Origin of the sequence: Parazoarcus communis SWub3 = DSM 12120 (assembly GCF_003226565.1) — a bacterium.
Lineage (GTDB): Bacteria > Pseudomonadota > Gammaproteobacteria > Burkholderiales > Rhodocyclaceae > Parazoarcus > Parazoarcus communis.
Map to the genome: position 1 here is coordinate 70,630 of NZ_QKOE01000008.1, position 26,525 is coordinate 97,154.

The 26,525-nt window shown below is 63.2% G+C and carries 23 protein-coding genes; 20 read left to right on the forward strand and 3 right to left on the reverse strand.

The window, feature by feature from the left end; genetic code table 11:
- The first annotated feature begins 17 nt into the window (after window positions 1–17).
- The 11 genes from DNK49_RS12740 to DNK49_RS12790 all read left to right on the forward strand — a co-directional run bounded on the left by DNK49_RS12740 (window position 18) and on the right by DNK49_RS12790 (window position 13,404).
- A complete protein-coding gene (locus tag DNK49_RS12740; protein ID WP_110525099.1) occupies window positions 18–1,817 on the forward strand; it encodes an LTA synthase family protein in 1,800 nt (599 codons plus the stop codon).
- A complete protein-coding gene (locus DNK49_RS12745; RefSeq protein ID WP_165843322.1) occupies window positions 1,814–3,409 on the forward strand; it encodes an ArnT family glycosyltransferase in 1,596 nt (531 codons plus the stop codon). The genes DNK49_RS12740 and DNK49_RS12745 overlap by 4 nt, the downstream gene beginning before the upstream one ends.
- A 27-nt stretch (window positions 3,410–3,436) precedes the next feature.
- Entirely contained in the window at window positions 3,437–4,219 is a 783-nt protein-coding gene (locus DNK49_RS12750) for a glycosyltransferase family 2 protein (RefSeq protein WP_110525103.1), read from the forward strand.
- Window positions 4,212–4,658 carry a GtrA family protein gene (locus DNK49_RS12755; RefSeq protein ID WP_165843323.1) on the forward strand — a complete coding sequence of 149 codons (447 nt, stop codon included), beginning with the start codon at window positions 4,212–4,214 and terminating at the stop codon, window positions 4,656–4,658. The genes DNK49_RS12750 and DNK49_RS12755 overlap by 8 nt, the downstream gene beginning before the upstream one ends.
- Window positions 4,658–7,630, forward strand: a complete 2,973-nt coding sequence (locus tag DNK49_RS12760) for a glycosyltransferase (RefSeq protein WP_110525107.1) — start codon at window positions 4,658–4,660, stop codon at window positions 7,628–7,630. Before DNK49_RS12755 ends, DNK49_RS12760 begins: the two co-directional genes overlap by 1 nt.
- Window positions 7,631–7,726: 96 nt before the next feature.
- On the forward strand, window positions 7,727–8,341 hold the full coding sequence (gene gmk, locus DNK49_RS12765; protein ID WP_110525109.1) for a guanylate kinase: 615 nt from the start codon (window positions 7,727–7,729) through the stop codon (window positions 8,339–8,341).
- Window positions 8,342–8,344: 3 nt separating this feature from the next.
- The gene (gene rpoZ / locus DNK49_RS12770; protein WP_110525111.1) at window positions 8,345–8,560 is read left to right on the forward strand and encodes a DNA-directed RNA polymerase subunit omega; all 216 of its coding nucleotides are present in this window, start codon (window positions 8,345–8,347) and stop codon (window positions 8,558–8,560) included.
- A 26-nt stretch (window positions 8,561–8,586) separates the two neighbouring features.
- A complete protein-coding gene (locus tag DNK49_RS12775; RefSeq protein WP_110525113.1) occupies window positions 8,587–10,788 on the forward strand; it encodes a RelA/SpoT family protein in 2,202 nt (733 codons plus the stop codon).
- 151 nt (window positions 10,789–10,939) lie between these two features.
- On the forward strand, window positions 10,940–11,128 hold the full coding sequence (locus tag DNK49_RS12780; RefSeq protein ID WP_110525271.1) for a DUF3460 family protein: 189 nt from the start codon (window positions 10,940–10,942) through the stop codon (window positions 11,126–11,128).
- Window positions 11,129–11,139: 11 nt separating this feature from the next.
- Window positions 11,140–11,907: a class I SAM-dependent methyltransferase gene (locus DNK49_RS12785; RefSeq protein ID WP_110525115.1), complete on the forward strand. Its 768-nt coding sequence runs from the start codon at window positions 11,140–11,142 to the stop codon at window positions 11,905–11,907.
- A 69-nt stretch (window positions 11,908–11,976) separates the two neighbouring features.
- Entirely contained in the window at window positions 11,977–13,404 is a 1,428-nt protein-coding gene (locus DNK49_RS12790; RefSeq protein WP_110525117.1) for an exonuclease domain-containing protein, read from the forward strand.
- A 33-nt stretch (window positions 13,405–13,437) separates the two neighbouring features.
- Here the strand turns inward: DNK49_RS12790 and DNK49_RS12795 are convergent, their stop codons facing one another.
- On the reverse strand, window positions 13,438–14,130 hold the full coding sequence (locus tag DNK49_RS12795; protein ID WP_110525119.1) for a Crp/Fnr family transcriptional regulator: 693 nt from the start codon (window positions 14,128–14,130) through the stop codon (window positions 13,438–13,440).
- Between the two features lie 255 nt (window positions 14,131–14,385).
- On the opposite strand from DNK49_RS12795, the gene DNK49_RS12800 reads away from it, so the two are divergent.
- The 9 genes from DNK49_RS12800 to DNK49_RS12840 all read left to right on the forward strand — a co-directional run bounded on the left by DNK49_RS12800 (window position 14,386) and on the right by DNK49_RS12840 (window position 23,463).
- Window positions 14,386–16,302 carry an ATP-binding protein gene (locus tag DNK49_RS12800; protein ID WP_110525121.1) on the forward strand — a complete coding sequence of 639 codons (1,917 nt, stop codon included), beginning with the start codon at window positions 14,386–14,388 and terminating at the stop codon, window positions 16,300–16,302.
- A complete protein-coding gene (narL, locus tag DNK49_RS12805; protein ID WP_110525123.1) occupies window positions 16,299–16,943 on the forward strand; it encodes a two-component system response regulator NarL in 645 nt (214 codons plus the stop codon). Before DNK49_RS12800 ends, narL begins: the two co-directional genes overlap by 4 nt.
- 224 nt (window positions 16,944–17,167) lie before the next feature.
- Complete coding sequence (napF, locus tag DNK49_RS12810) at window positions 17,168–17,686, forward strand: ferredoxin-type protein NapF (RefSeq protein ID WP_243632350.1); 519 nt, start codon at window positions 17,168–17,170, stop codon at window positions 17,684–17,686.
- Window positions 17,683–17,937, forward strand: coding sequence for a chaperone NapD (locus DNK49_RS12815; RefSeq protein WP_110525125.1), 255 nt, complete (start codon window positions 17,683–17,685; stop codon window positions 17,935–17,937). The genes napF and DNK49_RS12815 overlap by 4 nt, the downstream gene beginning before the upstream one ends.
- 3 nt (window positions 17,938–17,940) lie before the next feature.
- Window positions 17,941–20,487, forward strand: a complete 2,547-nt coding sequence (gene napA / locus DNK49_RS12820; protein WP_110525127.1) for a nitrate reductase catalytic subunit NapA — start codon at window positions 17,941–17,943, stop codon at window positions 20,485–20,487.
- A gap of 84 nt (window positions 20,488–20,571) precedes the next feature.
- The gene (napG, locus tag DNK49_RS12825; protein WP_110525129.1) at window positions 20,572–21,450 is read left to right on the forward strand and encodes a ferredoxin-type protein NapG; all 879 of its coding nucleotides are present in this window, start codon (window positions 20,572–20,574) and stop codon (window positions 21,448–21,450) included.
- A complete protein-coding gene (gene napH / locus DNK49_RS12830; protein WP_110525131.1) occupies window positions 21,447–22,373 on the forward strand; it encodes a quinol dehydrogenase ferredoxin subunit NapH in 927 nt (308 codons plus the stop codon). Before napG ends, napH begins: the two co-directional genes overlap by 4 nt.
- Window positions 22,370–22,816, forward strand: a complete 447-nt coding sequence (locus tag DNK49_RS12835) for a nitrate reductase cytochrome c-type subunit (protein WP_110525132.1) — start codon at window positions 22,370–22,372, stop codon at window positions 22,814–22,816. The genes napH and DNK49_RS12835 overlap by 4 nt, the downstream gene beginning before the upstream one ends.
- A gap of 20 nt (window positions 22,817–22,836) precedes the next feature.
- Window positions 22,837–23,463: a NapC/NirT family cytochrome c gene (locus DNK49_RS12840; RefSeq protein WP_110525134.1), complete on the forward strand. Its 627-nt coding sequence runs from the start codon at window positions 22,837–22,839 to the stop codon at window positions 23,461–23,463.
- 50 nt (window positions 23,464–23,513) lie between these two features.
- On the opposite strand, the gene DNK49_RS12845 is transcribed toward DNK49_RS12840, so the two are convergent.
- Together DNK49_RS12845 and DNK49_RS12850 are read right to left on the reverse strand one after the other, a co-directional pair.
- Complete coding sequence (locus DNK49_RS12845) at window positions 23,514–25,148, reverse strand: methyl-accepting chemotaxis protein (RefSeq protein WP_110525136.1); 1,635 nt, start codon at window positions 25,146–25,148, stop codon at window positions 23,514–23,516.
- 265 nt (window positions 25,149–25,413) lie between these two features.
- Window positions 25,414–26,520, reverse strand: a complete 1,107-nt coding sequence (locus tag DNK49_RS12850; protein ID WP_341538207.1) for a response regulator — start codon at window positions 26,518–26,520, stop codon at window positions 25,414–25,416.
- Window positions 26,521–26,525 lie beyond the last annotated feature (5 nt).

Sequence of the window (26,525 nt, forward strand, 5' to 3'; positions counted from 1 at the left end):
GGCGATTGGAGATCGAGATGAGGGCTGGCGGCCCGCGTGGGGTGGGGTATCGAGTCAGGACGTTGGCTGCGAGTGCGGTGGTCGGCCTGTTTCTGCTCGCACTGGGTGTTTTGGTGTTCCTGCGCGTCCGCCATGTTGATGCGGCGTTTGGCGCCGCTTTCGGTTGTCAGGGTTGCCTGACCGGAAGCGTGCTGATCCACGATTTGCCCTATGTGAGCGGCGTGCTGGCCTGCCTGATACTGGGGGTCTGGGTGCGCGCGCGCTGGCTGGGGGGGGCGTGCCGCTTGCTGGCGCTGCTTGGGCTGCTGGTGTACGGACTGGATATTGCGGTATCGCAGCAACTCTTCACCCGGCTGCATGCCGCGGATGTCATGGTTTTTGCGGCCCAGCCAGCGGTGTTGCAGTCCCATCTGATCAACACCGGGCTGTTGCATTGGCCAGTATTGCTGGCGCTGGGAGTGCTCGTGGCCGGTTTTCTGGTGCTGCCTGCCGGGCGCGGCGGGAGGCGCGGTGCTATGGCCTTGGTCGTGCCCCTGGGGCTTGCAACGGCGGGCTTTGGCATGGACCCGGGGCAGTATGTGCATGACTGGGCTTTGCGCAATGTGGTGTCAGTCAATTTCAATACCGGGGTGTCGCGGCCTTATCGAAACGCGCCAGGGCCCGAAGTGGATACGCCTGCTGCGATCGAGTGTGCGCCCGGTGAGAATGTGCGGCCCGATGTCGTCATCCTGATTCTGGAGTCCTGGTCGCCTTATCAGAGTGCCCTGTTTGGCGGTATTCATGACTGGACACCCAGTCTGGACCGGATTGGTCGTGAAGGCAGCTATTTCACGCGGATGCATGCTTCAGGCTTTACCACCAACGATGGCTTGATGGGGTTGTTGACCGGGATGGAGTTGCTGTCGCCGGTGAAGCCGTTCTTCTCGAGCATGCCTTTCGAGACCACATGGGGCCAGTCACGTACCTTGCCGAAGTTGTTGGGCGAGCGTGGCTACGATACGGCGTTCTTTACTTCCGGCAACCTCGCCTTTACCGAGAAGGGACGGTGGTTGAAGGATATCGGCTTTGCTCATGTGGAAGGGCATGATCATCCGTCCTATGAGGGGCATCCGCGCATGCATTTCGATGCGGTGCCAGATGAGGTGCTTTACGCCCGAGTGCTCGACTATCTGAGCCAGGGTCCGTCGACTGGCCCTAGATTGGTGGTGATCGAGTCGGTGTCGTCCCATCATCCGTTCATTCATCCTTACACGAAGGCGCATGACGAAGAGGCCGTGTTCAGGTACATGGATCAGGCTGCGGCCGCCTTTCATGCTGCGCTGGTCGAGCGGGGATTTCTGGAACAGGGGCAGTTGCTCATCGTGAGCGATCATCGCGCCATGATCCCCGTGCGCGCCGAGGAGCGTGAGGTCTTCGGTCGCGCCACGCTCAGCCGGATTCCGGCGATCTGGGTGGGCGAGGCCATTCGTGAGCGGGGTGAGGTGGCGACGCCGTTTCATCAGGCAGATGTGATCGACACGTTCGACTGGATGACTGCAGAGTCGGTCTGTACCGACAAGGGGCGGCGAGATCTGACGCGCCCTGCACTGACCCGGCCGCGTTGCTTGTATCACGGCAGGGGCGACAATCGTGACTTGGTCGATGTGTTCTGCCCGCAGGGCGAAGGTACGATCCGGTTGGCTGGAGACGATACGGCGATGGACGAATGGTCGCCTGCAGGGGCGCCGGGCGCGGAGCAGGCAGTGGCTTGGTTGAACCGTTACCGGATTGAGAGGGATCGGCATCACGACCAATGGAAACAGGCGCAAGACAGATGATGAGGGATTGCGCTTCGCGCATGTTGCTGGTGCTGACGCTGGGTGCGGTTGGCTTGGGAGCGTACCTGCGCCTGCAGCAGATCGAGTTGCAGTGGCTGACCGATGATGAATGGCATGCGGTGCATAAGATTCTGTCGGGCGCAACGTATCTTGAGATTGCGCGTTCGGTCGGGGGGGCGGATTTTTCCATTCCTCAGACCTTGGCTTACAAGTGGCTTGCCGGGCATGTCGGTATCGATGAACTGGGCATGCGACTGCCAATGTTGGCTGGCGGTATTTTGCTGGTGGCGGGGGCCGCTTGGTGGGTATGGCGTGTGTTTGGTGCCTGGGCGGCGCTTTACTGCACCACGTTGCTGGCGATCTCGCCGCTGTTGATTGCATTCAGCCGTACCGCGCGGCCCTATGCATTGACCGTTCTGCTGGCTTGCGTCACCGTTCTTGCGCTGGCTGAGTGGCGACGGGCGCCCCGAGGGGGGTTGCTGTGGCTGGCTGGGTTGGGGGCATTTTTCGCCTGCTGGTTGCACATGGCGGTTGCGCCCTTTGTGGTGGTGCCGATTGCTGCGTTGGTCGTGGAGAATTGCTGGCAGGCCTGGCGGCAGCGGCGCTGGTGCCTGTCTGTGCCCTTGTTGGCGATGGCGGCGGCGGTGGCGGTTGGCGTGGGCTTGGCTGCAGTGTTGCCGATGTTGTTGAGCCGTGGGGCTTTGGCGTCCCGTATGGGCGCAGATCTTCCGACGCTGGAGACTTACCTTGGCGTATGGTCGATCTGGTTTGGAGTGAGTTCGAACGGGCTTGCGCTGGCGCTGCTTGTACCCGCGTGCGTGGGGGCAGTGGAGTGCTGGCGCAGGCGTCCCGATGTCATGGTGTTGTTTGGCCTTGGCTTGACGTGTGCGATGGTTGGAATCTATGCCAGTCGGCCGGCGTGGGTGCACAATCCGCTGACTTTTGGCCGCTATCTGTTGCCGGTGCTGCCTTTCCTGCTGCTCTGGGTGGCACTGGGGGGGCTGCGGCTTGGGGGCGCGTTGGGTTGGCCAGGCGCAAGGCTTGCGGTGCTTGGCGTGCTGGCAGCGGTGCTTTTCGTGAATGCGCCAACGCGGGATTTGTTGATGCGCCCGAACAACTTTACCCTGAACTATTGGTATCAGTTCGACTACCGGCCTGAATATAATCCTGTCCGACGCTTGTTCGAGGCCTTTCCGGAGTCACCGTTCTGGCGCAGGTTGGGTGAGTTTGAGCCGCAGAGCAAGCGCATTGCAGTGGCGGGACATGGCCTGGAAAGTTATTCCCAACTGGATGTGCGATGGCAACCGATCCATCGGCAGATTGTTCTCAACGGGCAGCGAATGGGGTTATGCGACCCGCCGCCGTATTGGGGCGAGGTGCCGGAAGGGTCGGGGTTCGAACTGCGTAATGCGGTCAGTCTGGCCTCGGTCGCAGCGATGAGGGCGGCCAGCCTGGATTACGTGGTTTTCAAGCGCAACACTTCGGGCATGAACGTGCCCGACATAGAGCCCTGTATCGCGCGGTTTCGCGAAATCCATGGCGTACCGGCGTATGAGGATGCTTTCCTCGTTGCCTTTGACATGAAGTATTGATCCCTTTGGGGATGTGTTCGGATTCCTATGCTGCATAACAAGAAGATCGTCGTTGTACTACCCGCTTACCATGCGGTTGAAACGCTCGAGCGTACTTATCGCGCACTGCCCCTCGACATTGTTGACGAGGTCATTCTGGTTGACGATGCCAGCACCGACGGAACGGCGGAGCTGGCTCGCCGGTTGGGTATCCACACAATTGTTCATCCGCATAATCTGGGTTATGGCGGTAACCAGAAGACCTGTTACTCGGCTGCACTTGCAGCGGGGGCCGATGTGGTGGTGATGGTGCACCCGGACTACCAGTACGAGCCGCGGTTGGTGTCTGCAATGGCGGGAATGATTGTATCCGATGTTTATGATGTTGTGCTAGGTTCTCGTATTCTGGGTGGAGGGTCTTTACGCGGCGGCATGCCGGTGTGGAAGTACGTTGCCAATCGGGCGCTGACCTTCTTCGAGAATCTGATGTTGGGGGCGAAGTTGTCGGAGTATCACACCGGTTATCGGGCGTACCGTCGTGAAGTGCTGGAAAATGTGCCAATGCAGTGGAATTCGGACGACTTTGTCTTCGACAACGAATTTCTGGCGCAGATCATCGTTGGTGGCTGCCGGGTGGGCGAGATATCCTGTCCGACCCGCTACTTTCCCGAGGCCAGTTCGATCAACCTGCGCCGTTCCATCATCTATGGCTTGGGTGTGCTCAGGGTGTCGGTGGAAGGGGCGTTGCACCGCTTCGGTCTGAAGCGGCACCCGCGTTACGCGTTTTCGCGGTCGCAGGGACGCCCGTTCGGGGACGATCGTAGTGCGTGATCTGCGCAAGCTGTTCAGGTCGGCACGGTTTGCCGAGGTGGTCCGCTATCTGATTGCCGGCACGGCGATCACGCTTGCGGCACATGCGGTCTATCTGCTGGCTTTGTCTGGTGGAATCGAGCCCCACCCGGCATGGGCAGTGTCTTTCGTATTCGGTACGGTCATTGGTTACCTGATTCATCGCGGATTTGTGTTCCGGGTGAAGGCGAGACGGCGGCACTGGGTGAGTTTTCCATTGGCTTACGGTTTGCGGTTCTCGATTGGACAAGGCTTGCTTGCCCTGTTGCTGGCGCTCGACATGAGTGCCGGCTGGGCGGGATTTGTCACCAATGTGGCGATGGCCCCCATTGGCTTTCTGTTGCTGAAGACGGTGTTGCGCGAGCGCGCAGCGGTGAATGGCGATGGCGCGCTGGATGGTGGAAAAAAGGGGGCGTCCTGATGATGCAGGTGGACGAGTCGGAGCGAGGGTCGCCGATGATCGCAGTGGCATCCGAAGGGGTCATCGATGTCATTGTGCCCGTTTATGGCGGAGATGAGGATACCCGGCGTTGTCTGGCGTCGCTTCACGCGTCATCCGTGCGCTGTGCGTTCGAGATCGTGGTGGTGGACGATTGTTCGCCCGATCCCGCCTTGTCTGCCTGGCTTGATGCCGAGGCGGCCGCTGGGCGGATCACCCTGCTGCGCAATGAGATGAACAGGGGCTTTGTTGCCTCGGTGAATCGGGGTATGACGCTGCACTCCGATCGTGATGTGGTGCTGCTGAACAGTGATACCGAGGTGGCGGGAGACTGGCTGGACCGATTGCGAGCCTGCGTCGATGCCGCGCCGGATATTGGTACGGCTACGCCCTTCTCCAACAATGCGACGATCTGTTCTTATCCGTTCGAGGGTTGGCAGGGTGAGGTGCCCGGGGCGTTGGGGCTTGCGGGTCTGGATGCCGTGTTTGCTCGAGTCCATTCGGGGCGTGCGCTCGATCTGCCGAGTGCCGTGGGCTTCTGCATGTATATCCGCCGGCGCTGCCTGAACGCGGTTGGGCTGTTCGATGAGGCCCGCTTTGGACGGGGGTATGGCGAGGAGAACGATTTCTCGCGGCGTGCCGTTGCTGCCGGATGGCGAAACGTGCTGTGCGCGGACGTGTTTGTCCATCATCGAGGTGGGGTCAGTTTCGGTAGCGGGCGAACGCAGTTGATGCAGGCGGCCGGTGAGGCGCTGAGCGCGGCGCATCCCGATTACGATGAGGTTGTGCGTCGCTTTATCCTGCATGATCCGGTTGCGCCCTTGCGCGCACAGGTCAGTCTGGCCCGTGCCGCCCTTGGTGGATGCGAGTTTGCCGCGGTGGTGGCTGAAAACGCGCAGGCGCTCGAAGTCAGACGCTTGCAGGGGCGACGATTGCGCGAGGCCTTGCCGGTAAAACTTCATATCACCCATAAGTGGGGTGGTGGAATCGAGCGCTGGGTGCGGGATTTCTGCGACGCCGATCTTGCCGCGCGCAATCTTGTGCTCAGGGGGCGGACTTCGCGTAACGAGACCGCGTTCCAGCTGGAGCTGGTGGATCCGCAATTGGGGCAGACGCCGCTACGTGTCTGGGATCTGCAGACGCCCGTGCTGGGTACGGCAGTCGGGCATGCAGAGTACCGTGAGGTGCTGGATTGGGTGTGCCGCAGCTTCGAGGTACGGGCGGTCTACGTTTCGTCTCTGATCGGTCATTCACTGGATGCGCTGGAGACGGGATTGCCAACGACCTGGGTGATGCATGACATGTATCCCTTTTGTCCGGCTCTGTTCGCGTGGTTTGAGCAGCCCTGCACGCAGTGCGGTATCACGGAGCTTTCGCGTTGTCTGACGGCCAACCCGCACAACATCTTCTGGCATGTCACCGACGGCGAGTCCTGGATGCAGGTGCGACGGGCGTTTGAGGCGCGGATAAGTGATGGGGGGTTGACCATCGTCGCGCCCAGCCGTGACGTACATGCTCGGTATGCGCAACTGTTGCCGCCACTGCTGTCGAAGCCGTGGCAGCTCGTGCCGCACGGTTTGGGTGGGGCGATTGCCGGTGCGGTGCGGTCCAGGCCGCGCCCAGTGACTGCCTCGACGCGATTGCGGGTGTTGGTGCCCGGACGGCTGCTGCCGCACAAGGGCTTGGGGGTGCTCGAAGCGGTTTATCCGAATCTGCACGCCTTTGCCGATCTGATTCTGTTGGGCTGTGGTGATTTTGGCCGTGCCTTCGAGGGGCTGCCCGGCGTGAGGGTGATTCCGGACTATGAGATCGACGCGCTGCCTGCGTATGTGGCAGACCTCGAGCCGGACTGTGCCTTGCTGCTGTCGATACTGCCGGAAAGCTACAGCTACACCCTGAGTGAGATGCGAGTATTGGGTGTGCCGGTGGTGGCGACCAACCAGGGGGCATTTGCCGAGCGTATACGTGACGGAGTGGATGGTTTCCTGGTGGCGCCTACGCCAGCTGCGGTCGTTGGCAGGCTGCAGCAGTTCGCCGCGGATCGAACCGTGTTGGATCGGGTTGCCGAGCTTGTTCGGGCGCTGCCAGTGCGTACTGCATTTGAAATGGTCGCCGACTACGATGACCTGCTGCCGGCAGATTGGAGGGGTCAGGGGGGTAGGGTATCTGTCGAAATGGCGATTCAGACGCTGGCCGAACGATTGTGGTTGCAGGACGAGGTGGCGCGGCTGCATGACCGATTGGGGGGGGCGTTGGGTGACGCGGCCCGCCTGCAGGCAGACGTCCATGCCCATGCGCTTGTGGTGCGCAACCGGGAGGAGCGGATTGCTGCGCTGGAGGCCGAGCGTGATGCGATGCTCAATTCGGCGTCGTGGCGCGTGACCCGGCCTTTGCGCAGGATTGAGCGCCTGCTGGCTGCACCCGTTTCCACTGCAGTTGGTGCAGGTGTTGAGGCTGAGCCACCTCATGAGGCGGAGGTGTCGAGCCCTGTTGTTGAGGTCGGCAGGCACTCGGCCGGGCTGCCCGTGTCACGTTCGGCCGCGCGCCAGAGCGTTCGGGAGGCCCTCGGCCTGCCGGACTCGGCACGCGTCGTGGGTGGCGCTGGAGCGGGGCCTGCCTGGGAGCGCTTTGTCGAATTGGCGTCGCGGGTGACCGCTGGTGATACCCGGACGGCCTTCGTCTGGCTGGGTGAGACATCGCTCCCGGATGGTGTGGCGGGTCGGGTGCCGGTGGCGGCGGTACTGGCGTCAACCCGCGACCTGTTTATCGCAGATGCGCTGACGGCAGAGGTCTGGATGCGGGGTATCGATCTTTACTGCGCGGGACCGGAGGATGAAGCCTGGAGGAGCCTGGCAGCCGTTTGTGCCACGCCGTTATTGTCTTGCGAGCGTCTGGGCGGTGATGTTGACGATCATTGTCGGGCCGTATTGAAGGCCTTGAACACAGGCACCTGACGCCGAGGCTTGAGTGGTGGAAGGACGTCGGGCGATGGTGTGATCGATAAGACGTTACAATCGGAGCCTGTTCTGCATTTTCCGATTGAGTCCGACATGCCTGGTACCCTCTTCATCGTCACCGCGCCCTCGGGTGCCGGCAAGACTACGCTGGTGCGTGGCCTGCTGGAGCGCGACCCGCAGGTCAAGCTGTCGATCTCGTTCACCACGCGCCCGCCGCGGCCGGGTGAGCTGGATGGGCGCGAGTACCATTTTGTTGATGTGCCGACTTTCCGTGCCTTGCGCGATCGCGGCGAGTTCCTCGAGTGGGCCGAGGTGCATGGAAACTATTACGCCACCTCCAGGGTCTGGCTGAAGGAGCAGATCGGTGCCGGCACCGATATCCTGCTGGAGATCGACTGGCAGGGCGCGCAGCAGGTGCGCAAGGTGTTTCCGGATGCGGTCGGGGTGTTCATCCTGCCGCCGTCACTCGAAGAGCTCGAAAGCCGGTTGCGTGGGCGGGGTACCGATAGTGACGATGTCATCAGCCGGCGACTGCTCGGCGCCCGCGGCGAGATGCGGCACGTAGCAGAGTTCGACTACGTTATAATTAACAACGAGTTGCATGTCGCGCTCGAAGATCTGGTCGGTGTGGTGCGCGCGTCGCGCCTGCGTTATGCCAACCAGCACCAGCGACATCCGCAGTATTTTGATTTTCTCGAACAGGATTGAGCCATGGCCCGTATCACCGTTGAAGACTGCCTGAAACGCATCCCGAACCGCTTCCAGCTCACGCTGGTGGCCACTTATCGCGCCCGTCAGCTGACGGTTGGCGGCACGCCGCAGATCGAGCTGGATCCGCACGACAAGGACAAGCCCACCGTGGTCGCACTGCGCGAAGTGGCTGCTGGCAAGGTCGGGCTGGAAATGCTCAACCGCGGTCAGGCCTGACCAGGCAACCGGGGTGGGCACGCACCATGGAACCAGACATTGCGACCGCCCCGCCCCAGCCGTTTCGCCCGCCCCCGTCGAGCGTGCTGTCGCTCGACTTTGAACAGCTCAAGACCAAGCTCTCGGGCTATCTTAAGCCTGAAGATGTCGGCCGTGTCGAAGCGGCTTACCATTTTTCAGCCGATGCACACGAAGGTCAGTTCCGCATCAGCGGCGACCCCTACATTTCGCATCCGGTGGCGGTGGCGTCCATCGTCGCCGACTGGCATCTCGACGCCCAGGCGCTGATCGCTGCGCTCCTCCATGATGTGATGGAGGACACCCACATCTCCAAGGCGGAGATCGCCGAGCGATTCGGCAAGACTTCGGCCGAGCTGGTCGACGGCTTGTCCAAGCTCGACAAGATCGAGTTCCGCTCGCAGGAAGAGGCGCAGGCCGAGAATTTCCGCAAGATGCTGCTGGCGATGGCCAGCGACCTGCGGGTCATCCTGATCAAGCTGGCCGACCGCCTGCACAACATGCGTACGCTGGATTCGATGCGGCCAGCCAAACGCCGCCGCATTGCCAACGAAACGCTGGAAATCTATGCCCCCATCGCCAACCGGCTGGGGCTCAACAATATTTACCGTGAGTTGCAGGAGCTGTCCTTCGAGCACAAGTACCCGATGCGTTTCCGGGTCCTGTCCAAGGCGATCCGTGCGGCGCGCGGCAACCGCCGCGAGGTGGTGGGCAAGGTGCTGGCCAGCATCGAGGAGCGCCTGCCGCAGTGGGGTATCAGCGCCGAGGTGCAGGGGCGCGAGAAGCATCTGTACAGCATCTACCGCAAGATGCTGGAAAAGCACCTGTCGTTCTCGCAGGTGCTGGATATCTACGGTTTTCGTGTCATCGTCCACGATGTTCCGGCCTGCTATCTGGCGCTGGGCGCCTTGCATTCGATGTACAAGCCGGTGCCGGGCAAGTTCAAGGACTACCTCGCGATTCCGCGCGCCAACGGCTACCAGAGCCTGCACACCACGCTGATCGGCCCGTTTGGCACGCCGGTCGAGGTGCAGATCCGCACCCGCGAGATGCACCATATCGCCGAGTCCGGTGTGGCCTCGCACTGGTTGTACAAGGAAGACGAGAAGACGCTGACCGAGCTGCAGCAGAAGACGCATTCCTGGCTGCAGTCGCTGCTCGAGCTACAATCGGCTTCGGGCGAAGCTACCGAGTTCCTCGAGCACGTCAAGATCGACCTGTTCCCGGGCGAGGTCTATGTGTTCTCGCCCAAGGGCAAGATCTTCAACCTGCCGCGCGGCTCGACCCCGGTGGATTTCGCCTATGCGGTGCACACCGATGTCGGCAACCGTTGTGTGGCCTGTCGCATCAATGGCGACCTGATGCCGCTGCGCTCGGAGCTGCGCAATGGCGATCAGGTCGAGATCATCACCGCGGCGCACGCCAACCCCAATCCGGCCTGGCTGTCCTATGTGCGAACCGGCAAGGCGCGCGCGCAGATCCGCCATTTCATGAAGAACGCCCAGCAGGAGGAATCCGTCGCGCTGGGCGAGCGCCTGCTCAACCAGGCGCTGCGACCGCACGGGTTGACGCTGGGGCAGATCTCCAACTTTGCCTGGGAGCGTTTCCTGCGTGATCGCGGGGTGCGCCACAAGAAGGACATCTTTGCCGATATCGGTCTGGGCAAGCGCCTGCCGGTCATCGTTGCGCGCCGCCTGTCGCAGGCTCAGGACCAGGAATCCGGCCGGCCCAACGTCATCAAGCCCAAGCCCGCCGGCGCGATCCAGATCCGTGGCAGCGAGGGCATTGCGGTACAGCTGGCGCGCTGCTGCCAGCCGATTCCGGGCGACCCCATCATCGGGACCATCCGCAAGGGGCAAGGGCTGGAAGTGCACCTGCACGATTGCCCGGTGGTGGCCAAGTTGCGTGGCGACCGTGGGCGCTGGGTGGATGTCGAATGGGAACCGGGCGAGGAGCGCCTGTTCGACGTCACCATCCGGGTGCTGACCAAGAACGCACGGGGTGTGCTGGCGCGTGTGGCCAGTGCGATCGCCGAGGAAGACTGCAACATCCAGAGCGTGCACATGGACAGCGAGCAGGGGGCCTATACCGCACTCAACCTGACCCTGCAGGTGCACGATCGCATGCATCTCGCCAAGGTCATGCGCGGTGTGCGTCGCGTGCCCGAAGTGGTCCGCATCGGCCGGGTCAAGGCGGACGGTCGCGCCTGAGCTGCGCTGGCGGGGCTTTCCCGACGGATGCGGATTCCGCGCGGAGAAGTCCGGTCATGATGGATGCCGGACCACGCGTCTTTGCGCCCCCGCCGCCACAGGCGTGTCGACCTGATAGAATCCCGCCCGTACAAAAGGGGAGTGGATGATCATGGCGATTTACGAATCCGAGCACACCAAGTTCATGCGCGAGTGGATGGAAAAGCATCCCGAGCAGATCGAAGAACAGAAGAAGGGTCGTGCCCTGTGGTGGGACAAGCCGCAGGACCTCGACAGCCAGGCCCGCGCACAAGCGTCGAAGGTGCCGGTCAAGCCCTACTACTACGATATCAACCACTGATCTTCGTGTAGATGACCAAGCCCGCACAAAGCGCCAGCCCGCTACAGACCGATCCGCAACTGCGTCGTTACTTCGCGAACGAGGAAGAACGTCGTGTCACGACCCGCCGCCTGTTCGACAGTGCGGCCTCCGGCTACGATCGCGCCGAGAACATCACCGCCCTGGGTACCGGGCCGTGGTACCGGCGCCGGGCGCTGCAGCGTTGCGGTCTGAGCGCGGGCATGCGGGTGCTGGATGTCGCAGCAGGTACGGGTCTGGTGGCGCGCGAAGCGCAGCGCATCATTGGCCATAAGGGCACACTGACGGCGCTGGACCCCTCGCCGGGCATGCTCGAGCAGTTGCGCAAGAAGCTCAAGGTCGAGACGCTCGAGGCCTACGCCGAGTCGATTCCGCTGCCAGCCAACCATGTCGATTTTGTTTCCATGGGTTATGCCTTGCGCCATGTGGGCTCTCTGGAGCAGGCTTTCTCCGAGTACCTGAGGGTGCTGAGGCCGGGCGGGCGGACCTGCATCATGGAGATCACCCGGCCGCGTAGCGGCTTTGGCCGTTTGCTGATGCGCGGCTACATCCGTGGTGTGGTGCCGGTGCTGTCGCGCGTGATGCGCTGCAATCCGGATGTGTCGATGCTGTGGGAATACTACTGGGATACCATCCAGGCTGCGGTCGAGCCCGAGCGGGTGCTGGAGGCCATGCGCAAGGCGGGCTTCGAGGACGTGCGTTGCATGGTTACGCTCGGGGTGTTCCGCGAATATGTCGGGCGCAAGCCTGCTTCGGTGTGATGACGGCGGTGCGCGTGCTGCAGCCGTGCGACCTGATGCCCGTTCATCCCTGATCCGTCGTCCTGCCGCATGAGCTTTCCCCCCCGACTTGCCGTCGTCGATCTCGAAACCACCGGTGCGCATCTTCAGCGCGACGGGATCACCGAGATCGCCATCATCCGGATCGAGCACGGCGAGGTGGTGGAGCGCTGGGAAACCCTGGTCAATCCGGGACGGCCGATTCCGCCCAATCTGCAGCAGTTCATCGGGATTACCGACGAGATGGTGGCGGGGGCGCCAAGCTTTGCCGAGGTGGCGGACAAGGTTCAGGCGCTGCTCGCCGATACCGTGTTTGTCGCCCATAACGCGCGCTTTGACTATGGTTTCCTGAAGAATGCGCTGGGCGCGCTCGACCGCCGGCTGGATCTGCCGGTGATGTGCACGATCAAGCTGTCGCGCGCGCTGTTTCCGCAGCACCATCGGCATGGTCTGGATGCCTTGATCGAGCGTCATGGTCTGGTCTGCGAGGCACGTCATCGGGCAATGGGCGATACCGATGCGCTGCTGCAATTCATCCGTCTGGTCGAGGGTGATGTCGAGCCCGATGTGTTGCGTCAGGCAGTGGAGCGCGCGATGAAGGCGCCGGCCAGGCCCCCCGGTTTGCCGGAGGGCGCCATCGAAGGCATGCCCGACACCCCTGGCCTGTATCTGTTCTTTGCCTCGGAGCAGCCTCCCGAGGGCGGTCGGCCGGATGTGCCGATCCACATCGGCCGTGCTGCCAGCCTGCGTACCCGGGTCATCGAGCATCTGTCTGCCGCTGGGCGCAATGGCAAGGATGGCGAACTGGCGCGTCAGGTGCGTCGGGTCGACTGGATCGAGACCGCAGGTGAGCTGTCATCCCTGTTGCTGGAGATCGACATGCTGCGCGACCGCCAGCCCTTGTCGCAGCGCTTGCAGCGTCCGGGCGATGAGGCCTTCGCGCTGCGGGTCGATCCGGCTCGTCGTCGTCCGCCGGTGCTGGAGCGGGTGCGTATCGGTGCGACCGATCCGGGCGAATGGGTCGGGTTGTATGGTGCCTTCGGCAGCCGCAAGGAGGCCGACAACCTCCTGCGCGAACTGGCCATGGCCTATCAGCTGTGTCCGCAGCGGCTCGGCATCGAGCCCGTTGGCAAGGGGGCCTGTGCGGCGCATCGACAGAAGCAGTGTGCAGGCGTGTGTGCCGGCAAGGAAAAGCCCGAGGCTCACGATACCCGCTTGCTGGGGGCGCTGGAGTCGGTTCGTCTCAAGCCATGGCCCTGGCCTGGCGCGGTGAGGGTGGTCGAGCACCAAGCGGCAAGCGGTCTGCTGGCTTGCCATGTGTTTGATCAGGGGTGTTACCTGGGGACGACCGACATGCCCGACGAGGCCTCGGCGCTGTGCGCCGGACCGCGACGCTTCGATCTGGATCGCTATCGGATGCTGATGCGCTGGCTGGCGGTGCCTGCCAACCGGGAACGGGTCGAGCTGATTCCGTCTTGAGTCGGGGGGCGTGTGAAATTGTGAAGGCCGGGCTCAGCCCGCCGCACAGTTGCGCAGCATCGACAGCTTGTTCAGCACCAGGCCGCGACGACCGTGAGGGCGGATCATGCCGTCGCGGGTGAAGCGCGACAGCACGCGTGACAGGGTTTCCGGGGTCAGGTTGAGTTGGGCGGCGATGTTCTGCTTGTCGGTGTCGAGCTGAACTTCACAGCGTTCAGCGTTGGCGGGCGCAAGCCGGCTGAGGTAGTGGGCGACACGCTGGGTGCTGTTGCCTTGCAGACAGATCTGCAGGTTTTCGATCAGGTCGTAGATGGCCGACGACAGGCGCAGGGTCATCGCATTGGCGAAACCGGCCGAGGCTTCCATGGCGGTGCGCATGGCGGTGTTGCGAATTGCCAGGATGTGACTGTCCCGCGTGGTTTGCGCGGTAAACAATTGCGGCCGTCCGAGTAGCGCCGCCTCTTCACCAAAGATTGCTCCAGCGCTCGCGACCTGAAGGATCTTTTCGGTGCCGCTTGACGAAATCAGCGCACATTTGACCTCGCCATCCAGCACCACCCACACCTGATCGGCCGCGTCGCTGGCATGGGCGACGATTTCGCCCTTTGCGAAGTGCAGGCACTGGGCGCCTTTGAGCAGCCCCTGCAGTTCGGTGAGGTCGAGCAGGTCGAATGGCGCGGTGACGGCCAGGGTGTCGAGCGTCGGTGAGGTGGTTTCGATGTTCATGTGCGGCTCCTTGCGGCAGCGTGCAATGCGACTGCCAGTTCATGGAATGCAGTGTAGAACGCGAGCTTGTTCCCCGATATTGGTGCAAAACGGGACGCAATGCATCGGAATACCTCCAAAGAGGTATGGGCTGAAACACCTAAATCCCTGTTTACTATAGACCTGAGATTCGCCGATGATGCCGCCAGGGCGTGGTGCTGCACATTGGGGGTATCCCCTCGTTTTTCGATCATCGGTTTTTGCGGGAGTCACAACATGATCAGGCGCATGCTGGGCGTCTTGGCGCGCCGGTCCATCCTGTTGCTGGTGGGGTTGGCGATGACGCTGCTGGTTTTGATCAGCCTCGGCGGGATGAGTAGTTCGGTATTTGTCGCCGAGACGGTGCAGGGGAGCGCGAGTGCGATCAACGTCGCTGGCAGCTTGCGCCGGCTGACACATCGTATTGCCAGCCTGGTGGTGGCCGACGCCGGGGACGGGCAGGGTGCCAGTCCGCGTGTTGCGGAGGCGATCCGCAGCTTTGAGGAACAGCTGGTCCATCCGGCCTTGATCCGGGTGCTCGAGCGGGCGCCAGATGGCTTGTTCGCTGCGACCTATCGGGGCGTTGAGGCCAGCTGGCAGTTGAGCCTGCGGCCTCGTTTTGACAGTATCCTGGCGCATGGCCCACCGCCTACCGCAGACAATATCCAGGCGATGCTGGTCGACGTCGATGCCTACGTCGACCAGCTCAATACCCTGGTTGCGGTGCTCGAACACGATACCGAGACCCGCATTCAGGACCTGGGCCGGATCCTGGCGGTGGCCATCGGGCTGACCCTGATGGTGATGGCTGCGGTGCTGGTGCTGTTGCATCGCATGTTGCATCAGCCGCTCAATGATCTGCTGGGCAAGGCCAACCGGATTGCGGGTGGCGATTTCTCCGCGCGGGCCGAATACACCGGGCGCAACGAGCTGGGCCGGGTCGGGACCGCTTTCAACCTGATGGCGGGTGAGTTGTCCAAGCTGTATCGCGATCTCGAGGCGCGTGTCGATGCCAAGACGGCGGAGTTGCAGCGCAGTAACCGTTCGCTTGAGCTGCTTTACCATGCGATTGCCCGGCTGTACCACTCTCCCGCCGCACCGGAGGCTTATACCGCAACCCTGCGCGACATCGAGCAGTTGATCGGCTTGCGCGGCAGCCAGGCGTGCATCGAGCCCCGGCATGATGGGCCGGCGGCGGTCATGGCGTCGACGTTTGGCCCCTGCGCGGAGCGGGCTGCGGATGCGACGGGGGCCGAACTCGCCTGTGCCCGCTGTCGTGGAGATGCGCGGCCGTGGAGCTACGAGTCCGAAGGCGATCACGACCTGCTGCGCGTCCCCCTGCGCGACAGTGAGCGTCGCTACGGCATGCTGCGTCTGGCGTTGGCGCCGGGACAGCGTCTGGAGGGCTGGCAGCGCCAGCTGGTCGAGGCTTTGTCCCAGCACATCGGGATGGCATTGGGGGCCGCCCGCCGCAGCGAGCAGGAGCGTCTGCTGGCATTGCAGGAAGAGCGGTCGGTGATTGCCCGCGAACTCCATGATTCGCTGGCCCAGGCCTTGTCCTACATGAAGATTCAGGTCGCCTTGCTACAACCGATGGTTGGTGATCCGGCGCGGGCGACCGAGGCCGGGGCGACCTTGGCCGATCTGCGCGAAGGGATCAACGCTGCCTATCGTCAGCTGCGGGAACTGCTCGTGTCGTTCCGCCTGAAGATGACTGGCGATTTTCCCGAACTGTTGCATGCCGCCGTCGAGGAATATGCAGCCAAGGGCAAGCTCGAGCTGGTGCTTGAAACCCGCCTGGCGGATTGTCCGCTGGGCCCGAATCAGGAGGTTCATGTGCTGCACATCATTCGCGAGGCGCTGTCGAACATGGTGCGCCATGCGCAGGCCCGGCATGCCTGGGTGCGGTTGAACTGCGATCCGGGCGGACGACTGACGGTCGACGTCGAGGATGATGGTGTCGGACTGGGCGAAGCGGCAGTGGACACGCGTCACCATCACGGGCTGGCAATCATGCGGGAACGGGCGCGCAGCCTGGGCGGCTCGATCGAACTGGGGTCACGCCCGGGTGGCGGAACCCGTTTGCGCCTGCGCTTTGCTGCAGGGGCGAATACGGTGCATGCCGAACCTGTGATGTTTGGAGGTGTGGCATGAGCGAGCGCCAGCGTGTACTGATCGTCGATGACCACCCCTTGTTTCGCAAGGGGCTGACGCAGTTGCTGCAGACCATTGCCGCGTTTGAACTGGTGGGGGAAGCCGCCGGTGGTGTCGAGGGGCTGGCCATGGCAACGCGCCTGGCCCCCGACCTTGTCCTGCTCGACCTCAACATGAAGGACATGGATGGGATCGAGGTGCTCAAGGCGATCCGGGCAGCCCGTCTCGATGCCCGCGTCGTCATGGTCACCGTGTCTGATCATGGCGATGATCTGGTGGCCGCGCTTCGGGCCGGGGCCGACGGCTACCTGCTCAAGGACATGGAGCCGGAGGCCATGCTCGACGCCTTGCGGGAGGCGGCAGAGGGCCGCATCGTGATCTCCGAGCAGCTCACCCACCTGATGGCCGCAGCCCTGCGTGGCCCGGCCCAGCCCCAGTCGGTCAGCGCAGCGGGGCTGACCGAGCAGGAGTTGCGGATACTTGAGCGCATCGCGGGCGGGTTGTCGAACAAGCTGATCGGGCGCGAGCTCGACATTGCCGAAGGTACCGTCAAGGTGCACGTCAAGCATATCCTGCGCAAGCTGGCCCTGCGCTCCCGTGTGGAAGCTGCGGTCTGGGCGGTGGAGCATCTGCGCGCCTGAGTACTGCTGCGGGCCCAGGTGGTTTGTCGCTGTCACGAATGGGCGCCCGCCGCCGCCCGCTATGGGGCCGGTCGGTGAGGCGGTCCGTAGATGACTTTCGGGGGCATTCTCCGCCAGTAGATGCGTTCGCTGCCGTTTGAGACGGATTCTCATCTTGACGGCCATCAATGACCTTGCTTCCGGCAAGGCTTCAAATGTCCTCGTTTTCATCGCGGGGATGTCTCTTGGAATCAGCTTCCTTCTCTCGTCGGGGTTTTCTGCGCGGCCGCATGCGTCGGGTCGACCCTGCGCAACGTCCGCCCTGGGCCTTGGACGAGGCGCTGTTCCTGGACCGTTGCACGCGTTGTGATGCCTGCGTGAAGGCTTGCCCGACCCGCATTCTGGTCAATGGCGATGGCGGCTTTCCGAGGGTCGATTTTGCTCAGGGTGAGTGCACCTTCTGCGGTGAGTGTGTGCGCCACTGCGAACCGGCTGCGCTGACGCCCGAGGCGGGCGAGCCCTGGCTGTTGAAGGCGCAGATCGGGGCGGGCTGTATTGCCCATCAGGGCGTCGATTGCAGGGTGTGCGGCGAGAGCTGTCCGACCGGGGCGATCCGCTTCCGGCTGCAGCGCGGGGGCGTGGCGCAGCCCGATTTGAATCTGGAACGGTGTAATGGATGTGGTGCCTGTTTCGCCCCCTGCCCGACCCGGGCGATCGAGGTGAAGGCAGGGCTGAAGGCAATGGAGCAGGAGGAGCGCGTATGAATATCGCAAGCCTGGTAGTCAGGGCGAAGCCCGAGGATTTTCCCGTTGTGGAGGGATTTCTCGGGCAGGTGCCGGGCGTGGAGTTGCAAGGCAAGTCGGTCGAGACCGGCCATATCGTCGTCACCGTCGAGGACGGCGAGGGCTGGTCGGTTACCGATTCGATCCTGAAGGTGAATCTCGGTCCCTGCGTGCAGGGCGTGACGCTCGCCTACGAATACACGGATGAAGGTCTCGAAGATCAGGAGGCATGAGAAATGAACATGGATAGACGCGAATTCATCAAGGCCAATGCGATTGCTGCGGCGGCGACCACGGCCGGTGTCAGCATCCCGATCACGGTACATGCCCAGGCCAAGAACGGCGACGGCACCAAGGTGCGCTGGGACAAGGCAGCCTGCCGTTTCTGCGGCACCGGCTGTTCGGTGCTGATCGGTGTGCAGAACGGCCGTGTGGTGGCCACCCAGGGTGACCCGGATTCGCCGGTCAACCGAGGGCTGAACTGTATCAAGGGCTATTTCCTGTCCAAGATCATGTATGGCGAGGACCGCCTGACCCAGCCGCTGCTGCGCATGAAGAACGGCAAGTACGACAAGAACGGCGACTTCGCGCCGATCTCGTGGGATCAGGCCTTCGACATCATGGCCGAGAAGTGGAAGGCTGCGATCAAGACGCATGGCAACGATTCGATCGCGATGTTCGGTTCGGGGCAGTGGACGATCTGGGAAGGCTACGCGGCCTCCAAGCTGTACAAGGCGGGCTTCCGCACCAACAACATCGACCCCAATGCCCGTCACTGCATGGCTTCGGCGGTTGCCGGCTTCATGCGCACCTTCGGCATCGATGAGCCGATGGGGTGCTATGACGACATCGAGAACGCCGACGCCTTCGTGCTGTGGGGCTCGAACATGGCAGAGATGCACCCGATCCTGTGGAGCCGCATCACCGACCGGCGCTTGTCCAAGGACGGCTGCGAGGTGCATGTGTTGTCGACCTTCGAGCATCGCTCCTACGAGCTCGCCGACAACGCGATGATCTTCGTGCCCAACACCGATCTGGCGATCCTCAACTACATCTGCAACTACATCATCCAGACCAAGCGGGTGAACACGGACTTCGTGAATCGCAACGTCAAGTTCAAGATGGGTGAGACCGACATTGGTTTTGGTCTGCGTCCGAACCATGCCCTGGAAGCCAAGGCGACCAGCAACGGCTATCCCGGTGCCGACGGCAAACCCAAGGGCGACACCGGTGCAGCCAAGGACATCAGCTTCGACGAGTTCGCCAAGTTCGTCTCCGAGTACACTGCAGAGAAAGTGTCCAAGCTTTCCGGCGTGCCGGTCGAGAACCTCAAGCGCATGGCCGAGGTTTACGCCGACCCGAAGCGCAAGGTGGTGTCGTTCTGGACCATGGGTTTCAACCAGCATACCCGCGGTACCTGGGTGAACAACATGATCTACAACGTCCACCTGCTGGTGGGCAAGATCTCCGAGCCGGGTAACAGCCCGTTCTCGCTGACCGGTCAGCCGTCCGCATGCGGCACTGCGCGCGAGGTTGGTACCTTTGCCCATCGCCTGCCGGCCGACATGGTGGTGACCAATCCAATGCACCGGGCCATGACCGAGCAGATCTGGAAGCTGCCCGAAGGCACCATCCCGGCCAAGATCGGCCTGCACGCGGTGGCACAGAGCCGGGCGCTCAAGGATGGCAAGGTCAAGTGCTACTGGACCACGACCACCAACAACATGCAGGCCGGTCCCAACGTCAATGACGAGATCTATCCGGGCTGGCGCAATCCGGAAGCTTTTGTCGTTGTCTCCGATGTCTATCCGACGGTGTCCGCCTTGTCGGCCGACCTGATCCTGCCGTCAGCGATGTGGGCAGAGAAGGAAGGCGCCTTCGGCAATGCAGAGCGTCGCACCCAGTTCTGGCGCCAGCAGGTGTCGGCACCCGGCGATGCCAAGTCCGACCTGTGGCAGTACATCGAGTTCTCCAAGCGCTTCAAGGTCGAGGACGTCTGGCCGGCCGAGCTGATTGCGAAGATGCCGCAGTACAAGGGCAAGACCTTGTACGACGTCCTTTACGCCAATGGCCAGATCAACAAGTACCCCTTGTCCGATGTCGAGACCGCCAACGCCCACGCGTGGAAGGGCTACATGAACGACGAGTCGAAGGTGCTGGGCTACTACCTGCAGAAGGGGCTGTTCGAAGAGTACGCCCAGTTCGGTCGTGATCATGGCCACGATCTGGCCGACTTCGACGTTTATCACAAGGCGCGCGGCCTGCGCTGGCCGGTGGTGGACAACAAGGAAACCCTGTGGCGCTTCCGCGAGGGCTACGACCCGTATGTGAAGGCGGGCGAAGGGGTGAAGTTCTATGGCCATAAGGACAACAAGGCGGTGGTGTTTGCGCTGCCCTACCAGGATCCCCCGGAAATGCCGGACAAGGAGTTCGACATGTGGCTGTGTACCGGCCGTGTGCTGGAGCACTGGCACACCGGTTCGATGACCCGCCGTGTGCCCGAGCTGCATCGCTCGGTGCCCGAGGCGCAGGTCTTCATGCATCCGGACGACGCCGCCAAACGCGGTCTGCAGCGTGGCATGGCGGTCAAGGTGGCCTCCCGCCGCGGTGAGATCGTCGCCCGGCTGGAGACCCGTGGCCGCAACAAACCACCTGTCGGGCTGATCTTCGTGCCCTTCTTTGACGAAGGCCGGCTGGTCAACAAGCTGACGCTGGACGCAACTTGCCCGATCTCGAAAGAGACCGATTACAAGAAATGCGCGGTGAAGGTGATGAAGGCCTGATACCACGAGGTGTGAGCGCAGTCCCCCCGGTCCGGCATCGCGCCGGACCGTCGGGGCGGTGTTTGCTCGACGATCATGAGCGATATGCAAAATACAAGTGAAAAGCCGGCTGCTGCAGCAAGTCTGCCTGCCACGTCGCGCCGCCGCTTCCTGAAGGATGCGGCAGGGGTGGCTGGAGGGGCAGGCTTGATGGCGCTGGCGGCTGGCTTGTATTCGAAGCAGGCGTCGGCGCTGCCGGCGACGGCGCTGCGCCCGCCCGGTGCACTGGCTGAAGGCGATTTTCTCGCAGCCTGTGTGCGTTGCGGCCTGTGTGTGCGCGACTGCCCGTACGACACCCTGAAGCTGGCCGAACTGGGTGACGGTGTGGCCAGTGGCACGCCTTACTTCGAGGCACGCAAGATCCCGTGCGAGATGTGCGAGGACATCCCCTGCGTGGTCGCCTGCCCGACCGGGGCGCTGGATCGCGCGCTGACCGACATCGGCGACGCGCGCATGGGGCTGGCGGTATTGATCGACCAGGAGAACTGCCTCAACTTCCTCGGGCTGCGATGCGATGTGTGCTACCGGGTGTGCCCGGTGATCGACAAGGCGATTACGCTCGAACGCATCCATAACCCGCGCTCGGACCGCCACGCAATGCTGTTGCCCACGGTGCATTCGGACTATTGCACCGGCTGTGGCAAGTGCGAGAAGTCCTGTGTGCTGCCTGGCGAGTCGGCGATCAAGGTGCTTCCGATCCGACTGGCCCAGGGCTCCAAGGCCGAGCACTACCGTCGTGGCTGGGAGGAGAAGGAAGCTGCCGGTCAGTCGCTGATCGGCGATCAGGTCGAGCTGCCGGTGCGGGGGCTGGAAGACAAGGCCTACGGCGATACCCGGGTCCGCCCGGGCGAAGGGCCGCAGCCCGGTGACGCGGTGCCGGCGAGGCCGGCCGGTAGTGGGCTGGATTCGGGGTGGAAGCCATGAGCGCGCAAACCACGACGCAAGCGCGCCAGGTGCCGCCAACCAGCGTTCGCGGTGCCGCAATGCGCGGTGTGGTCGCACGGCCGGGGCAGGAGGCGATCGAGGCCAAGGGCTGGCTGCGTGCGCACAAATGGCTGCTGCTGCGGCGACTGTCGCAGCTTGGCATCCTCGCCCTGTTCCTGGTGGGGCCCTGGTTCGGCTGGTGGGTGGTCAAGGGCAACCTGGCGTCCAGCCTGACCCTGGGCGTGCTGCCGCTGACCGACCCCTTTGTGCTGGCGCAGCAACTGGCCGCCGGCCACTGGCCCTACCGCGAGGCGCTGCTGGGCGGCGGCATCGTGCTGGCCTTCTACCTGTTGCTGGGGGGGCGGCTGTTCTGCGCCTGGGTGTGCCCGGTCAATCTGGTGACCGATGCCGCGGCGTGGTTGCGTCGGCGCCTGGGGCTGAAGGGGGGCAAGGTGCCGTCCGGCAGCACCCGCTACTGGCTGCTTGGTTTTGTGCTTGTGATCGCTGCGGTGACCGGTTCGCTGGCGTGGGAATGGGTGAATCCGGTGTCGATGGTCCACCGCGGGCTGATCTTCGGTTTTGGCCTGGCCTGGGGCATCGTCGGCGCGGTTTTTCTCTATGACCTGCTGATTGCCCCGCGCGGCTGGTGTGGCCACTTGTGTCCGCAGGGCGCTTTTTACGGCCTGATCGGCCGCAGTGCGCTGCTGCGGGTTTCTGCCGCGCGTCGCAGCGCCTGCAACGACTGCATGGATTGTTTTGCTGTTTGTCCCGAACCCCAGGTCATCCGGCCGGCGCTCAAGGGCGCTGGCCAGGACCACCCGCTGATCCTCGATGGCGATTGCACCACCTGTGGGCGTTGCATCGATGTCTGTGGCAAGGACGTTTTTCGTATTTCGACCCGATTTGACAGGAGCGAGTCATGAACAAGAAGACCCGGAACTTTGCACTCGCGCTGCTGGCCGTGCTTGGCCTGAGCGCGGCCCTGCCTGCCAGTGCCCAGACCGTCACCAGCATCCGTGGTGCCGATGTCTCGGCGCCGGAGTTGCCCGCAGGCGCCTACAAGCCGATTCCCGACCAGGCGCCGATCCAGCGCGACTATGTACAGCAGCCGCCACTGATTCCGCACAAGGTCGAGGGGTATGAGGTCAGCAAGAACTTCAACCGCTGCATGGACTGTCATGCCTGGAGCCGTTACCAGGAGACCGGTGCGACCAAGGTCAGCCTGACTCACTTCAAGGACCGCGATGGCGGCGAACTGTCGAACATCTCGCCGCGCCGCTACTTCTGCATGCAGTGCCACGTGCCGCAGATGGACGCCAAGCCGCTGGTCGGCAACAAGTTCCAGCGTGCCGAAGGCCTGCGCTGAGCGAATGAACGGGGAAAACCATGAGCGACAATAACAAAGGGTTGCGCCAACGCCTGCGCAACATGGGCTGGAGCGCCATCGTGCTGCTGTTTGCGGCCGGCGTGGTGTTCTGGGGGGGCTTCAACTGGGCACTGGAGGCGACCAACACCGAGCGTTTCTGCATCTCCTGCCACGAGATGGAAGTGAACGTGTTCAAGGAGTATCGCAACACCATCCACTACCAGAACCGTACCGGGGTTCGCGCAACCTGCCCGGACTGCCATGTGCCCAAGGAGTGGGGGCCGAAGATGATCCGCAAGATCAAGGCTTCGCGCGAGGTCTATGGCAAGATCATGGGCACCATCGATACCCCCGAGAAGTTTGCCGCTGAACGTCAGCGTCTGGCCGAGAATGAATGGCGTCGGATGAAGGCCAATAACTCGCAGGAATGTCGGAACTGCCACAACTACGAGTACTTTGACTACTCGGTGCAGGGGCGTCGCTCCAACCAGATGCACCAGGCGGGCCTGGCCGCCGGGCAGACCTGCATCGACTGCCACAAGGGCATCGCCCACTCGCTGCCGCCGGTGGCGCAGGACATCGGTGCTGGTCGTGATGCCGTTGCGCCGGACGTGTTCCACCCGCCGCAACCTGCGCAGTCGCAGTAAGCGGTACCGGCATCCCGCGCCAGGCTGGGGCGGGATGCCGCGGGTGTTGCTCAGACCGAGTATTGCCCCACGGCCTTGCGCATGCGGTTTACCACGGTATCGAGCTGGATCACCATGCATTCGGTATCGCTGACCACCGCCACGTTCTGTTCGGTCATGGTCGCGACCTGCTCGATGTGGCGTGCGAGTTCTTCCATGGCCATGCGCTGCTCACCTGATGCGTTCGAAATCTCGGTGACCCGCTGGCGGGTGTGACCCATTTCGGTATTGATGCGGGTGAGCGAGGCTTCGGCCGCACCCACCCGTTCCACGCCTTCGCCTACCTGGGTGGCGCCCACGCGCATGGTGTCCACGGCCAGCCGGGTTTCATCGCGGATGGTGCTGATCATGTCGCCGATCTCGCGCGTCGCCTGGCCGGTGCGTTCGGCCAGTTTGCGAACTTCGTCGGCCACGACGGCAAAGCCACGGCCTTGCTCGCCGGCACGTGCGGCCTCGATGGCGGCATTGAGTGCAAGCAGATTGGTCTGATCGGCAATTTCACGGATGACCCCGGTGATGCGGCCGATTTCATCGGACCGCTTGCCCAGGGACTCGAGTTGTTCGGCCGAGATGCGGATGCGCTCGGCCAGCGACTGGATGTTGCTGCTGGCTTCACGTGCAATACGCGCACCTTGATCCGAGGTGCGGCTGGTTTCTTCCGCGACTGTCCGTGTGGAGTCGGCGTGGTTGGCAACTTCGGCGATCGATACCGTGACCTGCTGGATCGACGAGGCTGCCGAGCCGGCCGCTTCGCTCTGCACATGCGCAGCCTGGCGGACTTCGCGGACGCTCTGGCCCACGCTGCCCGCTGCCCGCCCGACTTCGGCGGAAACTTCGCCCATGCCCTGCAAGGTGGCCTGCATCGAGGAAATGACCTTGTCTGCCCGGCGTGCGACCGCCCCGATGACATCGCGCCGGCTCAGGTCAAAACGCGGTCGCAGATCGCCTGTGGTCAGCACCGCCTCCAGCCAGGCTGCGGTGGCGCCGAGGTCGCGATTGACCCGAGGAGCGTAGACGGCCAGAAAATACAGGGCATACAGGCTGCTGAGCAATACCAGTGCAAGCATGGGCATGGGCACGGGACCGGCGCCGGTCAGCGCGCATGCCAGCACGACGACCGCCGGCAGTAGCGCCATCACGCCGATCAGGCTCATCTGCGCGCGCAGCGACAGCAGGCCGTCCAGCCAGGCCGGACGGGTGCTGACGATACGGCCGTGATACACCTTGATGCTGCGGTCGCCGGTACGGATACGGCGGTAGGCCGCTTCGGCAGCAGCAACCTCTTCGCGGGTCGGCCGGCCACGGATTGACTGATAGCCGACAATACGCCCCTGTTCCCGAACTGGCGAGGCATTGGCCACGACCCAGTAATAACCCCCATCCTTGCGCCGGTTCTTGACCAGGCCGCGCCAGGGGCGCCCTTGCTTGAGGTCTGCCCACATGTCGGCAAAGGCCTCCGGTGGCATGTCGGGGTGGCGCACCATGTTGTGGGGTTGCCCCAGCATTTCCTCACGGGAATAGGCGCTGATGTCGGCGAACGCCTGGTTGAGCTCCTCGATCCGGCCTTGCAGGTCGGTGCGCGAATAGATGAAGGCTCCTTCAGGAATCAGGGTCTCGACATCGCGGGTGAGTGTGGCTGAACGCATGGTCTGCTCCTGGCGCTTCCGGTCTGGTCGGAAGTGAACATTCGACAGTGCTCCGTTAGCACTTTCCGTGCCGAATGAATGCCATGGCGCCTGGATGCGGGGCCATGCAGTGGGGAGACGCGCGCGACGGTGCGTTCGGAGATATTACTTTAGATATAAATTTCCGTTGGCCGGCGAGGCTTGGTCGGGCAATGCCCAAAACGGGTGCCATGTGTCCCTGCATTGCACGGATTCGAGTTGCAGCCTGTCACCATCCGGAGCCTCCTCAGACGGTGTGTTCGTCGGCGAAGCGTCGCGCGATGTCACGGAAGGTTTCTGACAGGGTCAGGAAGGCGTCCGTGATGTCCGGGTCGAAATGACGACCGCGTCCGTCACGGATGATGCGGACCGCCTCCTCATGCGGGAAGGCGGGTTTATAGACCCGTCGGCTGATCAGCGCGTCATAGACGTCGGCGACTGCCATCAGTCGCGCAGACAGCGGAATGGCGTCGCCGGCAAGGCCTTGCGGATAGCCACTACCGTCCCACTTTTCCTGATGTGAGTGGGCGATCTCGCGGGCGTAGCGCAGGAAGGAGAGCGGCAGTTCCATCATGCTCTCGGCGGCGACGATGGCGTCGTGACCGAGCGTGGTGTGGGTCTTCATGATTTCGAACTCTTCCGGCGTCAGTCGTCCCGGCTTGAGCAGGATGCGGTCCGGGATGCCGATCTTGCCGATGTCGTGCAGCGGCGCCGATTTGTACATCAGCAGGATGTTGTCTTCGGTCAGCTCGGCGGCGAAGCGCGGGTGGTCGCGCAGGTGGGTGGCCAGCGTGCGGACGTAAAGCTGAGTGCGGCGGATGTGGTTGCCGGTTTCCTCGTCGCGGGTCTCGGCCAGCGAAGCCATCGCCATGATGGCGGCGTCCTGGACCACGCAGACCGCGCGGGTACGCTCCTCGACAATGTCTTCGAGCATGCGGTTGCGGTCGCGCAGCGCATCGGTTGCAGCCTTGAGGCGCAGCTGGGTGCGTACGCGGGCCAGTACCAGCGGCGGGCTGATCGGCTTGGTGATGTAATCCACCGCACCGACATCGAAGCCCAGCTGCTCGTCCACTTCTTCGGTGCGGATGGTCAGGAAGATCACCGGAATGTCCGCAGTGGCCGGCTCCGCCTTGAGCCGGCGGCAGACTTCGTGTCCATCGAGCCCGGGCATCATCACGTCGAGCAGGATCAGGTCGGGCGGCGGCGCGGTGAGGGCCAGTTCCAGCGCCCGCAGTCCGTCAGTGGCGATGCGGGTGCGGTAATGGGCTTGCTGCAGGCAGCGCACGATGGGTTCGATGGCGTCCGGCATGTCGTCGACCACCAGCACGGTTGGGCGTTCGGTGGGGCTTGGCACGGTGT

What these genes read in the sequence shown, in the direction of transcription:
- DNK49_RS12745 (WP_165843322.1), top strand. Translation starts at nt 1,814, where the DNA reads ATGATGAGGGATTGCGCTTCGCGCATGTTGCTGGTGCTGACGCTGGGT.
- napH (WP_110525131.1), top strand. Translation starts at nt 21,447, where the DNA reads ATGAGCGCGCAAACCACGACGCAAGCGCGCCAGGTGCCGCCAACCAGC.
- DNK49_RS12815 (WP_110525125.1), top strand. Translation starts at nt 17,683, where the DNA reads ATGAATATCGCAAGCCTGGTAGTCAGGGCGAAGCCCGAGGATTTTCCC.
- DNK49_RS12845 (WP_110525136.1), bottom strand. Translation starts at nt 25,148, where the DNA reads ATGCGTTCAGCCACACTCACCCGCGATGTCGAGACCCTGATTCCTGAA.
- DNK49_RS12775 (WP_110525113.1), top strand. Translation starts at nt 8,587, where the DNA reads ATGGAACCAGACATTGCGACCGCCCCGCCCCAGCCGTTTCGCCCGCCC.
- DNK49_RS12795 (WP_110525119.1), bottom strand. Translation starts at nt 14,130, where the DNA reads ATGAACATCGAAACCACCTCACCGACGCTCGACACCCTGGCCGTCACC.
- DNK49_RS12790 (WP_110525117.1), top strand. Translation starts at nt 11,977, where the DNA reads ATGAGCTTTCCCCCCCGACTTGCCGTCGTCGATCTCGAAACCACCGGT.
- DNK49_RS12750 (WP_110525103.1), top strand. Translation starts at nt 3,437, where the DNA reads ATGCTGCATAACAAGAAGATCGTCGTTGTACTACCCGCTTACCATGCG.
- DNK49_RS12835 (WP_110525132.1), top strand. Translation starts at nt 22,370, where the DNA reads ATGAACAAGAAGACCCGGAACTTTGCACTCGCGCTGCTGGCCGTGCTT.
- napA (WP_110525127.1), top strand. Translation starts at nt 17,941, where the DNA reads ATGAACATGGATAGACGCGAATTCATCAAGGCCAATGCGATTGCTGCG.
- DNK49_RS12785 (WP_110525115.1), top strand. Translation starts at nt 11,140, where the DNA reads ATGACCAAGCCCGCACAAAGCGCCAGCCCGCTACAGACCGATCCGCAA.
- narL (WP_110525123.1), top strand. Translation starts at nt 16,299, where the DNA reads ATGAGCGAGCGCCAGCGTGTACTGATCGTCGATGACCACCCCTTGTTT.
- napG (WP_110525129.1), top strand. Translation starts at nt 20,572, where the DNA reads ATGCAAAATACAAGTGAAAAGCCGGCTGCTGCAGCAAGTCTGCCTGCC.
- DNK49_RS12740 (WP_110525099.1), top strand. Translation starts at nt 18, where the DNA reads ATGAGGGCTGGCGGCCCGCGTGGGGTGGGGTATCGAGTCAGGACGTTG.
- DNK49_RS12760 (WP_110525107.1), top strand. Translation starts at nt 4,658, where the DNA reads ATGATGCAGGTGGACGAGTCGGAGCGAGGGTCGCCGATGATCGCAGTG.
- gmk (WP_110525109.1), top strand. Translation starts at nt 7,727, where the DNA reads ATGCCTGGTACCCTCTTCATCGTCACCGCGCCCTCGGGTGCCGGCAAG.
- rpoZ (WP_110525111.1), top strand. Translation starts at nt 8,345, where the DNA reads ATGGCCCGTATCACCGTTGAAGACTGCCTGAAACGCATCCCGAACCGC.
- DNK49_RS12780 (WP_110525271.1), top strand. Translation starts at nt 10,940, where the DNA reads ATGGCGATTTACGAATCCGAGCACACCAAGTTCATGCGCGAGTGGATG.
- DNK49_RS12800 (WP_110525121.1), top strand. Translation starts at nt 14,386, where the DNA reads ATGATCAGGCGCATGCTGGGCGTCTTGGCGCGCCGGTCCATCCTGTTG.
- DNK49_RS12840 (WP_110525134.1), top strand. Translation starts at nt 22,837, where the DNA reads ATGAGCGACAATAACAAAGGGTTGCGCCAACGCCTGCGCAACATGGGC.